Origin of the sequence: Citrobacter amalonaticus Y19 (genome assembly GCF_000981805.1) — a bacterium.
GTDB lineage: Bacteria > Pseudomonadota > Gammaproteobacteria > Enterobacterales > Enterobacteriaceae > Citrobacter_A > Citrobacter_A amalonaticus_C.
Map to the genome: position 1 here is coordinate 4,597,786 of NZ_CP011132.1, position 12,693 is coordinate 4,610,478.

15 protein-coding genes are annotated in these 12,693 nt (G+C 52.4%); 9 read left to right on the forward strand and 6 right to left on the reverse strand.

All coding sequences use genetic code 11. From position 1 onward, the window contains the following. Positions 1-53: 53 nt before the first annotated feature. Positions 54-890, forward strand: a complete 837-nt coding sequence (rhaS, locus tag F384_RS21225) for an HTH-type transcriptional activator RhaS (RefSeq protein WP_046493214.1) — start codon at positions 54-56, stop codon at positions 888-890. A gap of 154 nt (positions 891-1,044) precedes the next feature. Next, positions 1,045-1,893: an HTH-type transcriptional activator RhaR gene (rhaR, locus tag F384_RS21230; protein WP_046493216.1), complete on the forward strand. Its 849-nt coding sequence runs from the start codon at positions 1,045-1,047 to the stop codon at positions 1,891-1,893. Here the strand turns inward: rhaR and rhaT are convergent. Continuing rightward, complete coding sequence (gene rhaT / locus F384_RS21235) at positions 1,890-2,924, reverse strand: L-rhamnose/proton symporter RhaT (protein ID WP_046493218.1); 1,035 nt, start codon at positions 2,922-2,924, stop codon at positions 1,890-1,892. The genes rhaR and rhaT overlap by 4 nt on opposite strands. Positions 2,925-3,210: 286 nt before the next feature. Between rhaT and sodA the strand changes: the two genes are divergently transcribed. Next, a complete protein-coding gene (gene sodA, locus F384_RS21240; protein ID WP_044257452.1) occupies positions 3,211-3,831 on the forward strand; it encodes a superoxide dismutase [Mn] in 621 nt (206 codons plus the stop codon). Between the two features lie 194 nt (positions 3,832-4,025). Next, the gene (kdgT, locus tag F384_RS21245; protein ID WP_046493220.1) at positions 4,026-5,009 is read left to right on the forward strand and encodes a 2-keto-3-deoxygluconate transporter; all 984 of its coding nucleotides are present in this window, start codon (positions 4,026-4,028) and stop codon (positions 5,007-5,009) included. Between the two features lie 84 nt (positions 5,010-5,093). On the opposite strand, the gene F384_RS21250 is transcribed toward kdgT, so the two are convergent. Further along, entirely contained in the window at positions 5,094-5,984 is an 891-nt protein-coding gene (locus F384_RS21250) for a dihydrodipicolinate synthase family protein (RefSeq protein WP_046493223.1), read from the reverse strand. A gap of 153 nt (positions 5,985-6,137) precedes the next feature. Here F384_RS21250 and yiiM point away from each other — a divergent pair, with 153 nt between their 5' ends. Continuing rightward, positions 6,138-6,809 carry a 6-hydroxyaminopurine reductase gene (gene yiiM / locus F384_RS21255; RefSeq protein ID WP_046493224.1) on the forward strand — a complete coding sequence of 224 codons (672 nt, stop codon included), beginning with the start codon at positions 6,138-6,140 and terminating at the stop codon, positions 6,807-6,809. Positions 6,810-6,903: 94 nt separating this feature from the next. Here the strand turns inward: yiiM and cpxA are convergent, their stop codons facing one another. After that, positions 6,904-8,277: an envelope stress sensor histidine kinase CpxA gene (cpxA, locus tag F384_RS21260; RefSeq protein WP_046493226.1), complete on the reverse strand. Its 1,374-nt coding sequence runs from the start codon at positions 8,275-8,277 to the stop codon at positions 6,904-6,906. After that, entirely contained in the window at positions 8,274-8,972 is a 699-nt protein-coding gene (gene cpxR, locus F384_RS21265; RefSeq protein ID WP_001033731.1) for an envelope stress response regulator transcription factor CpxR, read from the reverse strand. The genes cpxA and cpxR overlap by 4 nt, the downstream gene beginning before the upstream one ends. Positions 8,973-9,122: 150 nt before the next feature. Between cpxR and cpxP the strand changes: the two genes are divergently transcribed. Further along, positions 9,123-9,623 carry a cell-envelope stress modulator CpxP gene (gene cpxP, locus F384_RS21270; RefSeq protein ID WP_046498482.1) on the forward strand — a complete coding sequence of 167 codons (501 nt, stop codon included), beginning with the start codon at positions 9,123-9,125 and terminating at the stop codon, positions 9,621-9,623. Between the two features lie 190 nt (positions 9,624-9,813). Here the strand turns inward: cpxP and F384_RS21275 are convergent, their stop codons facing one another. Beyond that, positions 9,814-10,794 (reverse strand): tyrosine-type recombinase/integrase, encoded by a 981-nt coding sequence (locus tag F384_RS21275; RefSeq protein ID WP_046493307.1) that lies wholly within the window; start codon positions 10,792-10,794, stop codon positions 9,814-9,816. A gap of 69 nt (positions 10,795-10,863) precedes the next feature. Beyond that, on the reverse strand, positions 10,864-11,157 hold the full coding sequence (locus F384_RS21280; protein ID WP_046493310.1) for a helix-turn-helix domain-containing protein: 294 nt from the start codon (positions 11,155-11,157) through the stop codon (positions 10,864-10,866). 195 nt (positions 11,158-11,352) lie between these two features. On the opposite strand from F384_RS21280, the gene F384_RS21285 reads away from it, so the two are divergent. The 3 genes from F384_RS21285 to F384_RS21295 all read left to right on the forward strand — a co-directional run bounded on the left by F384_RS21285 (position 11,353) and on the right by F384_RS21295 (position 12,691). After that, entirely contained in the window at positions 11,353-11,625 is a 273-nt protein-coding gene (locus tag F384_RS21285; RefSeq protein ID WP_046493313.1) for a Cox family DNA-binding protein, read from the forward strand. A gap of 169 nt (positions 11,626-11,794) precedes the next feature. Beyond that, positions 11,795-12,295 carry a hypothetical protein gene (locus F384_RS21290; protein ID WP_046493317.1) on the forward strand — a complete coding sequence of 167 codons (501 nt, stop codon included), beginning with the start codon at positions 11,795-11,797 and terminating at the stop codon, positions 12,293-12,295. A gap of 63 nt (positions 12,296-12,358) precedes the next feature. Continuing rightward, a complete protein-coding gene (locus tag F384_RS21295) occupies positions 12,359-12,691 on the forward strand; it encodes a hypothetical protein (RefSeq protein WP_046493320.1) in 333 nt (110 codons plus the stop codon). Positions 12,692-12,693: the final 2 nt, after the last annotated feature.

Here is a 12,693-nt window from a genome sequence, read left to right on the forward strand (position 1 = left end):
TGGCTAACCCTTAATTACTATTTCTGACATGTTCATTTGACCCGGATGCCATCATGACCGTACTGCACAGCGTGGATTTTTTTCCATCAGGTAAAGCGCCCGTGGCCATTGAGCCCCGGCTGCCTCAGTCCGCTTTTCCAGAGCATCATCATGATTTTCATGAGATTGTGATTGTGGAGCATGGCACCGGTATTCATGTGTTTAATGGACAGCCCTATACCATCAGCGGCGGTACGGTCTGCTTTGTCCGCGACCATGACCGGCACTTGTATGAACATACGGATAATCTTTGCCTGACCAATGTGCTCTATCGCTCGCCCGATGCGTTTCGCTTCCTGGCCGGACTGGATCAACTGTTGCCGCAGGAACAGGATGGCGTGTACCCCTCCCACTGGCGGGTGAATCAGAGCGCGCTGCAACAGGTGCGTCAACTGGTGGCAAAAATGGAGCTGGATGGCGATGAGAGCGATCTTCCCGGCGTGGCCAATCGCGAAATTCTGTTTATGCAGTTGCTGGTGCTGTTACGCAAAAGCAGCCTGATGGAAGGGGCGGAAAATAACGATGCGCGCCTGAATCATCTGATGGCCTGGCTGGAAGATCATTTTGCGGAGGAAGTGTGCTGGGAGGCGCTGGCCGACAGGTTCTCGCTGTCCCTGCGCACATTGCACCGCCAGTTGAAACAACAGACCGGGTTGACGCCGCAGCGCTATCTCAACCGTCTGCGCTTAATCAAGGCCCGCCATCTGTTGCGACATAGCGATGAAAGCGTTACGGAGATCGCCTATCGCTGCGGTTTCGGCGACAGTAACCACTTTTCGACCCTGTTTCGCCGCGAGTTTGACTGGTCGCCGCGCGACATCCGCCAGGGACGGGATGCGTTGCTTCAGTAACGCGAATACTATCAACGTTTTTCGCCGCCAAATTGCTGATAATCATCGATCTGTGATGCCGGATGGCGACGCGATGGCGTCTTATCCGGCCTACGTGTTTACGTAATTTGTAGGCCGGATAAGGCGAAGCCGCCATCCGGCAAGGAATATTCTGGTGGCGAATCAACTGATTCTTCTAAAAGACGACTTCTTTGCGAATGCCGGACAGGCCGTCGCCGTTGCCGATCGCTATCCGCAGGATGTGTTCGCCGAACATACGCATGATTTCTGTGAGCTGGTGATTGTCTGGCGCGGTAATGGTCTGCATGTGCTGAATGGCCGTCCCTATCGCATCACCCGTGGCGATCTGTTTTACATTCGAGCCGAAGACAAGCACTCCTATACTTCCGTTAATGACCTCGTGTTGCAGAACATTATCTATTGTCCGGAGCGGCTAAAGCTGAATCTGGGCTGGGAGAGTGCGATTCCGGGGTTTAACGGCACACCGCGGCAACCGCACTGGCGGCTGGGTAGCGCTGGAATGACGCAGGCGCGCCAGGTGATAAGCCAGATTGAGCATGAAAGTAGCCACCACGATCCGCTCGCCAACGAGATGGCGGAGCTGCTCTTTGGCCAACTGGTGATGACGCTGAAGCGCCATCGCTATGCCACCGACACGCTGCCGGCAACCTCCAGTGAAACGTTGCTGGATAAACTGATTACCGCGCTGGCCGCCAGTCTGGAGCGTCCGTTTGCGCTGGATACCTTTTGCTGCCAGGAGGCGTGCAGTGAACGCGTACTGCGCCAGCAGTTTCGTAGCCAGACCGGGATGACGATTAACCAGTATCAGCGGCAGGTGCGCGTCTGTCATGCGCAATATCTTCTTCAGCACAGCCGTCTGATGATCGGTGAAATTTCGATGAAGTGTGGATTTGAGGACAGTAACTACTTTTCTGTGGTGTTCACGCGGGAAACCGGGATGACGCCCAGTCAGTGGCGTCATCTCAGTAACCCAAATGATTAGCTTGCCATGCCCAGACCGACAATGTTGGCGGCGATGATGATCACCACGCATCCCAGACTCAGTACGCTGACAGGACGACGCCCGGCGTTGTTCCACTCTTTCAGCACCAGACCGACGATACCCCCGCACAGCACGTAGAAACTCATGTGCAGCATCCAACTGATGTAGTCATATTGCGCCGGAATGCGCGCGTGGCCCCAGGCGTAGAAAAAGAACTGTAAATACCACATCAGGCCACCCAGCGCGGACAGCAGTACGTTGGTGATGATAAGCGATTTTGCCAGTGAGAAGTCGGCTTTTACCGACAGGTTCTTCACTTTTGCCAGACGAACAAAACAGAAGCCCAGGTTGACCAGCGCGCCGCCGCCCATGATCACCACGTAGCTTGGCAGCGCGACATACAGCGGGTCTACACCCAGCGCTGCGGCCGCTTCATGCATCGGTTTTGCGGCGTTCATCGCAAACGACATGCCTGCGGAGAAAATGCCGCACATCACCGCCAGCAGTAGCCCTTTTTTCAGGTTGAAATCTTCGGCTTTGATACCCATTTTGCGCTCTTTGAGCTGGCCCGCGCGGGTGACAATCCCGACGCCAATCAGCGCAACCAGCACCCCGAGCAGCGTCATCCGCCCGCCTTCGGTGTTAATCAGCACATCAAAGTTGCCGTTGATGATAGGGGTCATCAGCGTACCGACAATCAGCGTGATGCCAATGGCAATACCAATCCCCATCGACATGCCGAGGTAGCGCATGGTCAGGCCGTAGTTGATATTACCGATGCCCCACATTGCGCCGAACAGGAACACCGGAAGCAGAGTGGAGAGGTTGAAAGAACTGTAGTAGGCCCAGAAGTTGGGCAGCAGCATGGCGCTGATAGTCCAGGGTAAAATCAGCCAGGAGACAATCCCACCGACCGACCACATGGTTTCCCATGACCACTGTTTGACTTGTTTGAACGGGGCATAGAAACAGGCTGCACTGGCCGCACCTATCAAATGCCAAAGAATACCCATCGTAATCGCGTTACTCATTACATCATCCTCATTGTTTTTATCGTCGTGTCTACCCTTCCGACGTAATGAGTTTAAAAATTGCGCAGATGTATAACCTTTTGGCGATTGCCGCGATTTTCCCTTTCTGGCAAAGACCCGGTTAAGTGGGTGATATGGCTCACATAATCAGTAATAGACGCAAAGGTAATAACCTTAGTAAAAGTACGGCATTGATAATCATTTTCAATATCATTTAATTAACTATAATGAACCAACTGCTTACGCGGCGTTAACACCCGGCCGCTCGACAATAATGGAGATGAATATGAGTTATACACTGCCATCCCTGCCGTACGCTTATGATGCGCTGGAACCGCACTTCGATAAGCAGACGATGGAAATCCACCATACCAAACACCACCAGACCTATGTAAACAACGCCAACGCGGCGCTGGAAAGTCTGCCTGAATTCGCTAACCTGTCTGCTGAAGAGCTGATCGCTAAACTGGATCAGGTACCGGCCGACAAAAAAACCGTTCTGCGTAACAACGCGGGCGGCCACGCTAACCACAGCCTGTTCTGGAAAGGCCTGAAAAAGGGCACCACCCTGCAGGGCGATCTGAAAGCGGCTATCGAACGTGATTTCGGCTCTGTTGATAACTTCAAAGCAGAGTTTGAAAAAGCCGCAGCAACCCGTTTCGGTTCTGGCTGGGCCTGGCTGGTGCTGAAAGGCGACAAACTGGCGGTCGTTTCTACCGCAAACCAGGATTCCCCGCTGATGGGTGAAGCGATTTCTGGCGCTTCCGGCTTCCCGATTGTGGGTCTGGACGTGTGGGAACACGCTTACTACCTGAAATTCCAGAACCGTCGTCCGGACTACATCAAAGAGTTCTGGAACGTGGTGAACTGGGACGAAGCGGCTGCGCGTTTCGCGGCGAAAAAATAAGTCTTATTTAACAAGAAGTAGCGTTTTTATAACCCCGTCGGCGCGGCCGGTGGGGTTTTTTTTGTGATCAAAATCAAATCAAAAACACCGATCCACAAAAAATGAAACATTGTTTCGTTGTGTGGTTGGGATCACTTTTATTATTGTGCTGAATGTCTATCGTTGACACATCTTTACATCGGAAGGTGATGGAAATGCAGATTAAACGCACGATAGAAAAAATCCCTGGCGGCATGATGCTCGTCCCTCTGTTCCTGGGCGCGTTGTGTCACACGTTCTCTCCCGACGCGGGGAAATATTTTGGCTCATTCACCAACGGGATGATCACTGGCACGGTGCCCATTCTGGCCGTGTGGTTCTTCTGCATGGGGGCCTCCATCAAACTGAGCGCGACGGGGACCGTCCTGCGTAAGTCCGGAACGCTGGTGGTGACCAAAATTGCGGTAGCGTGGGTAGTGGCGGCGATTGCCTCGCGGATTATCCCTGAACATGGCGTGGAAGTCGGATTCTTTGCCGGGCTGTCGACACTGGCGCTGGTTGCGGCAATGGACATGACCAACGGCGGGCTGTACGCGTCAATTATGCAGCAGTACGGCACCAAAGAAGAGGCCGGGGCATTTGTCCTGATGTCACTGGAATCGGGCCCGTTGATGACGATGATCATCCTCGGTACGGCCGGGATTGCGTCGTTTGAACCGCATGTCTTTGTCGGTGCGGTGCTGCCATTCCTGGTGGGCTTCACGCTGGGTAACCTGGACCCTGAACTGCGCGAGTTCTTCAGTAAAGCGGTACAGACGCTGATCCCCTTCTTCGCCTTTGCGCTGGGTAACACCATCGACCTGAGCGTGATTGCGCAGACCGGTCTGTTGGGCATTCTGTTGGGTGTGGCAGTTATTATCGTGACCGGTATTCCGTTGATTATTGCCGATAAACTGATTGGCGGCGGCGACGGTACGGCAGGGATTGCCGCTTCCAGCTCAGCCGGTGCTGCGGTGGCGACACCCGTTCTGATCGCGGAAATGGTGCCGGCGTTTAAACCGATGGCGCCAGCGGCAACCTCGCTGGTGGCAACCTCGGTGATTGTGACGTCAATCCTTGTGCCGATTATCACCTCAGTCTGGTCGAAGAAGGTCAAAGCGAAAGCAGCAGCAATCGAAATACAACATGCTGTAAAATAAAACAATAATGCCGGATAGCACTGCGCTTATCCGGCTTTTTTTGCATCATAAAAAGGCCTGGTGAATCTCACCAGGCCTTGTCTTTTAACGACCAAACACCTCATCAATCGTCCGGCAGTCATGTTCGTTTAACTCGCCGCCCGCATTACGAGAAACCCCAGTGCAATAGCCAAACTTCCGCGATACCACTGTCTTGATGGTGGTGACGAAATCTTCGCCGATGGCATAAATCGACATATAGACGCCAATTTTCTGCTGAATGTCGCGCAGGGTCGCCAGGTCACCGGCCTTGAACGCTTCACGCGCACTAACAAACAGCTCCGGCATGACGTTATTGAGTCCGGAGATAATCCCCGCACCGCCAGCCAGCAGGTTGGGAATGAAATACTCGTCATAACCTGAGAGTACGGCAAAATCGTCACGCACGGCCTGGGTTGCTTCGATCATTCTACGGGTATGCGACTGGCAGTCGACCGTATCTTTGACCCCGGCAAAGTCAGGGAACTCGCTGGCAAGCTGGGCGACCAGATCCGGCGTTAAGTCGCTGCCGGTGCGTGGCGGGAAGTTGTAGGCGAACCATTTGCCGCTGAGCGCTTGCCCCAGTTGGCGGAAGTAGCTCAGCAATTGCTTCGGCGTTTGACCGTAGTAATACGGCGGCAGAACCATCACTGCATCGTAGCCTGTGCGATACGCTTCCTGCGCCATCCGTAATACATCGTGGATGCAGGTTGAGGAAACGTTAGCCACCATCTTCAGCGGGCTCATGGCGCGCGCCTCGCGAATCAACAGCAAGCGTTCGTCGAGGGTGAAGGAAGCGAACTCCCCAATACTGCCCATCAGCAAAATCACGTCGATTTTTGCCTCAGTCAGGCGCTGAAGGTGCTGGCTCAGACCGTTGAGATCGATATTACCATCCTGATCCATTGGCGTAATGGAGGGGCACCAGACGCCAGCAAACTGCGTTTGACCTGTCACGTTGTTGACTCCTTATTATGAAATGGCGTTTCAAAATCCATTCCATAGATATCATGTATATTTGCGCGTCGTGTGAACCTTGCTCTCATTTTGCGCGGTTGAGGTAAAATAATTGTGGTTAAATAGGGCAAATTTATCGGGGAGAGGGACCAGATGCGATATCCAGTAGCGGTATTCAGCGGCAAGATTCAGGACTACGCGGGGAGCCGCCCCAGTGCGATTGGCAAAATTCAGGTTGATGGCGAACTGATGCTGACGGAACTGGGCCTGGAAGGCGATGAACAGGCGGAAACGAAAATCCACGGCGGGCCCGATCGCGCGCTGTGCCACTATCCACGCGAGCATTATCTGTACTGGGCGCGGGAGTTCCCGGAGCAGGCAGATCAATTCGTGGCCCCGGCTTTTGGCGAGAACCTTTCTACCGATGGTCTGACGGAACACAATGTCTATATCGGCGATATCTTCCGTTGGGGCGAGGCGCTGATTCAGGTTACGCAGCCGCGTTCACCGTGCTTTAAGCTCAATTTTCACTTTGGTATCAGCGACATGGCAAGCCTGATGCAGAACAGTGGTAAAACGGGCTGGCTGTGCAGCGTGATTGCGCCGGGCCTGGTGTCTGCCGATGCGCCGCTGGAGCTGATCTCCCGCGTTAGCGACGTCAGCGTGCAGGAGGCTGCCGCCATTGCCTGGCATATGCCTTTTGATGATGAACAATATCACCGATTATTGTCAGCGGCGGGGCTGTCGAAGAGCTGGACGCGAACGATGCAAAAGCGTCGACTGAGCGGCACAATCGAGGATAATTCGCGGAGATTGTGGGGATAATGCGATGCCTGATGGCGCTGCGCTTATCAGGCCTACTGTTCGTGGAGATGTGTAGGCCGGATAAGGCGTTTACGCCGCCATCCGGCACAATCCGTTACGAACGTTTGTACAACGGTAGCCAGATAACCAGACGTAAGCCGCCCAGCGGACTGTCTTCGGCTTTCACCCAGCCGCGATGCTGCTGAATGGCAGTTTCCACAATCGCCAGACCCAGACCAGTACCGCCGGATTCGCGATCGCGTGCTTCGTCAGTACGATAGAACGGGCGGAAAATCTGCTCGCGGTCTTCCGGGCTGACGCCAGGGCCATCATCATCCACCGTGATCGTAATACCGTCCTTATCCACCGCGAAGCCGACTTCAATCTTCGTGTGCGAATAGCGCAGGGCGTTACGGACGATGTTTTCCAGCGCACTTTCCAGCGCGTTCGGGTTACCGTACAGCGGCCACGGTCCCGGCGGGAAATTCACCGTGAGTGATTTACCCATCTGTTCGGCTTCAAAGGCGGCGTTATCCAGCACCTCGCCCCACAGATGATTGGCCTTCATCGTTTCACTGACCAGCGCGTTTTTCTGCTGATTGCGCGACATCACCAGCAGATCGTTGATCATGCTGTCCAGACGCTGCGCTTCGGTTTCAATACGCTCCAGTTCCTTGCTTTCGCCGCTACGGCGACGCAACAGCGCGGTGCCGAGTTGCAGACGCGTAAGTGGGGTTCTCAGTTCGTGTGAGATGTCTGACAACAGACGCTGCTGCGTGGTCATCATGCGTTCCAGCGCGGTCACCATCTGGTTGAAACTGGCGCCTGCGGCAAGGAACTCCTGCGGGCCGGCTTCCAGTTCCGGATGTTGACGCAGGTTCCCCTGAGCCACCTCATCCGCCGCGTTTTTCAACTTACGCGCCGGTTTCGCCAGACTCCACGCCAGCCATAACAACAGTGGGGAACTGACTAACATTGTGACAATCAGCAACAACAGCGGGCGGTCAAACAGCAGGTTGATAAAATCGGATTGGGAATTGCTGGCCGGGCGAATCAGGTAAAGCTGGTAGTTATCTTCCCCATCTCTGACGGAGAAGGGCCCAACCATCTCGACGCGACCGTACTTTTTCTTCTGCGGATGATCGGCGTTGTCCGCCTGACCAATAAAGTTACGAATGATCTGCATCTCGCTGCGTTCAGCGCCGATCACGCGTCCTTCTGTGGTCACCAGCAATAATCGCTGTCCAGGCGGCGCCCACTTGTCAATCGCACGGAACAAGCGACGCCACCACATCAAATCGTTGGGTGGATCGTTCGCGAGTTCAGCTTCAACGTGTTGCTCAATCATTAACCCTTGGCGCTGTTCGCTGTCCAGCAGCTCGGTCATCTGGCGTGAGTCGAGCTTGGGTAACATCAGTACCAACATCAACACCAGTGCCAGCGTCAACCAGAAGATGGCAAAGATGCGCGCGGTTAAGCTTCCTATCATGAAGCCGAAACCATCAGATAGCCGCGACCACGCAGGGTTTTAAACCACGGATGCCCGTCTTTTCGCTCCGGCAGTTTGCGCCGCAGGTTGGAGATATGCATGTCGATGGCGCGGTCGAAAGGCGTCAGGCGTTTACCCAGCACTTCCTGGCTCAAATGCTCACGCGATACTACCTGGCCGAGATGCTGCGCCAGCAGATAGAGCAGGGTGAATTCGGTGCCGGTTAACTCCAGCGTCTGGCCATCAAAGCTGGCTTCCTGGCGGCCTGGGTTAAGGCTTAAGGCATCTACTTCCAGCGTCGGTGAGCCGTTATCGCTGCTTTGCTGCTGTTCGCTCCAGTGTGAACGGCGCAGAATCGCGCGGATACGCGCGACCAGTTCGCGATCGTTAAACGGTTTCGGTAAATAGTCATCCGCGCCCAGCTCAAGGCCGAGTACGCGATCCAGTTCGCTGCCGCGGGCGGTCAGCATAATCACGGGGGTCTGGTGTGTCTGGCGAAGCGCTTTCAGCGTATCGATACCGTTTTTCTTCGGCATCATGACATCAAGCAAAAGTAAATCAATGCTGTCGTCCAGAAGCTCAAGCGCCTGCTCCCCATCGTGGGCAACCAGCACATTGAAGCCTTCCATTTCGAGCAGCTCCTTTAAAAGGGAAGTCAGCTCTCGGTCATCATCAACTAACAGGATTTTATTCATTGTTTAAGTACCTCCGAGGCAGAAATTACGTCATCAGGCGTCGCTAATCCATGACTTTACGTTGTTTTACACCCCCTGACGCATGTTTGCAGCCCGAATCGTAAACTGTCTCTCGTTGAATCGCGACAGAAAAGATTTTGGGAGCAAATGATGCGCAAAGTTACCGCTGCCGTCATGGCCTCAACGCTGGCACTCAGTACCGTTAGCCATGCAGCTGAAGTCGTTACAGGCGATAACTGGCACCCGGGAGAATCCTCTGCGCCGCGCACTGTACAAAGCCATATGTTTGACGGCATAAGTTTAACCGAACATCAGCGTCAACAGATGCGAGATCTGATGCAACAGGCCCGACATGAACAGCCGCCTGTTAATGTTAGCGAAATGGAGACGATGCATCGTCTTATTATTGCAGAAAAATTTGATGAAACCGCTGTACGCGCTCAGGCAGAAAAGATGGCGCAGGCACAGGTTGCCAGACAGGTCGAAATGGCCAGAGTTCGCAACCAGATGTATCGCCTGCTTACCCCCGAGCAACAAGCGGTTTTGAACGAGAAGCATCAACAAAGAATGGAGCAGTTGCGCGACGTGACGCAATGGCAAAAAAGTTCTTCGTTGAAGTTATTGAGTAGTAGCAACTCACGTTCCCAGTAGTAAACCCTGTTTTCCTTGCCATAGACACCATCCCTGTCTTCCCCCACATGATGTGGGGGTTTTTTTTATCAATAACTTACATCAAACCTTAAACAAAAACAGCACCTTACAAAAAGCTGGAAGGAACCTGAACGACTTGGGATTCCCCAGAGTGTGGACACAATGTGGACACTCTGAGGACGGTTTTACATTAAATCGACGTTCCACCCGCAAGCGGATTCAGTGTGACAGCATTTTGCAGATAATCTGGCGACAAATGCGCATAGACCATCGTTTGTTGAATGCTGGCGTGTCCCAGTATCTGTTGTAAGGCAATTATGTTCCCCCCGTTCATCATAAAATGGCTGGCGAAGGTATGGCGCAAAATATGCGTTGCTTGGTTCGGCGGGATGTCGGGTTTGACCATCCGCAGTGTTTTGCAAAATTTCTCATAATCCACCTTAAACAGTTTCGCGCTGGCTTCCTTCCTGATCATCTTTTCCAGTTCTGACGAAATGGGGACCGTTCGTTTTTTCCCGTTCTTCGTTTTAAGGAATGTGATCCGGCAGTTTGCTATCTGCGAAGGTTTTAGCGTTGCCAGTTCTGACCACCTCCCACCAGTGCTAACCCCCAGCAATGCAATTAATCGGGCATCACCTGTTAAGGCATCCAGCAGGCTGGCTATTTCGGCTTTTTCCAGGAAGGTCATTTCTGGGTTAGCCTCGGCCAGTGGCGGTAATCCATGTACTGGATGTGTCCCGACAAACTCTTCCAACTGAATCAGCTTTGTGAACATGCCGGAAAAACGGTACATATCCCGGTTAATTGTTGATGGGCTGATCCCGTCGCGAAGTCTTGCGGAACGGTAATCCATCAACATTCTTTTGTTCATCCTGCTAACCGGAATATCACCCAGCCCGCTGATAGTTTTGAGCAGGTGATTAAATTCCTTTTGGCCGTGTTCATGATTCTGGCCGTGATACTTCCACCATAAATCCAGCAGTTCTTTTAGCGTGCGGCGATCTGCCCGCTGTCCAGCCCATTCTTTCTGGTTCGCGTTTGCCAGCGTATAGCGTTCAAATGCGACCGCCTCAGCTTTCCTTTCAAACTTCCGGCGAATGCGACGTCCTTCGCGCCCGCGCGGTCTTATGTCCACTTCATAGCGACCATCATCGAGCTTCTTAATTGACATAAGAAAGCCCTCCGGCGCATAGATCACTATCTTGGTAACAAATAGTGAAAATGTAATGTTTATAAAGTGTTAACCAGTCTGTTTCTCGGATTGGTCTGATTTTGTTACGTCTGGCCCAATGTGTGCGAGGGCCGGTGCGATTTGACCAGCTTGCGGGGCTGTCTTATTGGTCATTAGCCATAGCGTGTATTTTTCAAACAGCTTTGACTGGGTTATCTGCAAAACTACTTGGATTCCTGGTTCCTGCTGCCCAGACTCATAGTTCTTAATCGTACCTTTCGCTATTCCGCTGATTTCGCTGAATTTTGCTTGAGTAAACCCCTCTGCTTTCCTTATCGCTCTTAGTTTTTGCGCAAGATTCATTTGACATGTTCCTGACTTAATGACTATATTCACCCGAAAAGGTCATTGATTCAGGATCTTTTCGGGCATGACTCCAGCCCTTCAGGAGCGTTCCTGAACGGTCTGTAATGGGCTGGATCCTCTGAGACTAGCACGAACTGACCTTAACGCCGAGATTTCGACGGGTCATTCATCGGAAAAGAGTAGGGGTATGTGATGGAAGCTAATGATTACGTGATCCAGTACCCACTGGAAGCGGTACACCCTGATAAGTTCGCAGAATTGGTGGGCAAGCCAGCATCGGCGATTGAGTCAATGATTAAGGCTAACAAGCTGCCGGTTGTTGAATTCCGCGACCCAACCAAACCTAATGCGCGCGCTGGCGATAAATTGGTGCTTTTGTCTGAGTTTAACCGTGGTGTTCGTGAGGCATTTCGTAACCGTCCTGTTGAGCAACGCGACGCTTGGCTTTTATGGATGGGACTTTAAGCATGGTTGAACCTCGTTGCATTGCTCAGTTACTGCGTAGCGAAAGCCAACGCCCGATGCCGTTCAAGATTACTCATGGTAAAGGGCGGAAGGGAATCATCATTCGCACTCGTAAGCCGGGATTTATTTCCATGGTTAAACGTTTCATAAAATCCAGAGGGTTATCGTTATGACGGTTATGACTTTTGCCATAGTGGACAAACAACCCGCAGCCCTTCGCGGCTTGATTGGAAAGTATCTGGCCGCGCCTCGCTGGTCAGATACCTGTGATTTCTATAACCAGATGATGGAGCGCGAGCGCCTGACAATTTGCTTTCATGCTCAGTTAAAACAGCGTCACGCAAATATGCGCCTCGAGGAAATGAACGACGCCGATCGCGAACGTCTGATTAACGCGATTGACGAGCTGCGCAATACCTTCTCTAAATCCCGTCAGATGGGGGCGAGTGCCTCAACGTTCGTCGGGCGAATGACCGTCAGCCAGCGCCGCGCACTATTCATGCATGCCGGTTTAACTGAAAAAGAATTTAATCAGCCCATCTGGCGCACCGATGAGGCGTCATGTTATTGGCGTGAGAAGCTATTACGCGCACTGCGTGAATTGATTGCGCTATTTGAAAACGCACCAACGATATTAACTTCGGTAAAGCCTGAACAGTATTTACATTAATTAGTTTGGATGTGAATTTAACGCGCTTAACTGCGCGGGGAATTCTTTTATCTGGAGAATGGAATGAAAGAATTAATAGAGCTTATTTATAAAAGCAATACCTGTGAGGTGTTTGATTGCTGGCGCTTTATTAAAAAGCAAAAGCAATTATTTGTTTTTAATGTTGATGTAAATAAAATCATTTCGGCAGTTTTAGACGAATATTTTGCGCCCGGCGAAGTTGGTTATCTGTTTTACCTTGCCTCTAAACCTTCTTTTGTACCAGCCAATGCTACAGCCGTTTCTTTGTCAGCGCGTGATATCAACAAAATCGTTAAGTACGTTTGGCGCGAACAACAGCGGCGACGTCGTGCCGAGCGGTGTGACTCAGGCTTTGATGATGGGATTCCGTTTTGAGA

Coding starts and splice junctions, on each gene's coding strand:
- F384_RS21275 (WP_046493307.1), bottom strand. CDS start 10,794: ATGTCAATTAAGAAGCTCGATGATGGTCGCTATGAAGTGGACATAAGA.
- cpxR (WP_001033731.1), bottom strand. CDS start 8,972: ATGAATAAAATCCTGTTAGTTGATGATGACCGAGAGCTGACTTCCCTT.
- yiiM (WP_046493224.1), top strand. CDS start 6,138: ATGCGATATCCAGTAGCGGTATTCAGCGGCAAGATTCAGGACTACGCG.
- rhaS (WP_046493214.1), top strand. CDS start 54: ATGACCGTACTGCACAGCGTGGATTTTTTTCCATCAGGTAAAGCGCCC.
- F384_RS21280 (WP_046493310.1), bottom strand. CDS start 11,157: ATGAATCTTGCGCAAAAACTAAGAGCGATAAGGAAAGCAGAGGGGTTT.
- kdgT (WP_046493220.1), top strand. CDS start 4,026: ATGCAGATTAAACGCACGATAGAAAAAATCCCTGGCGGCATGATGCTC.
- sodA (WP_044257452.1), top strand. CDS start 3,211: ATGAGTTATACACTGCCATCCCTGCCGTACGCTTATGATGCGCTGGAA.
- F384_RS21295 (WP_046493320.1), top strand. CDS start 12,359: ATGAAAGAATTAATAGAGCTTATTTATAAAAGCAATACCTGTGAGGTG.
- cpxA (WP_046493226.1), bottom strand. CDS start 8,277: ATGATAGGAAGCTTAACCGCGCGCATCTTTGCCATCTTCTGGTTGACG.
- F384_RS21285 (WP_046493313.1), top strand. CDS start 11,353: ATGGAAGCTAATGATTACGTGATCCAGTACCCACTGGAAGCGGTACAC.
- F384_RS21290 (WP_046493317.1), top strand. CDS start 11,795: ATGACGGTTATGACTTTTGCCATAGTGGACAAACAACCCGCAGCCCTT.
- cpxP (WP_046498482.1), top strand. CDS start 9,123: ATGCGCAAAGTTACCGCTGCCGTCATGGCCTCAACGCTGGCACTCAGT.
- rhaT (WP_046493218.1), bottom strand. CDS start 2,924: ATGAGTAACGCGATTACGATGGGTATTCTTTGGCATTTGATAGGTGCG.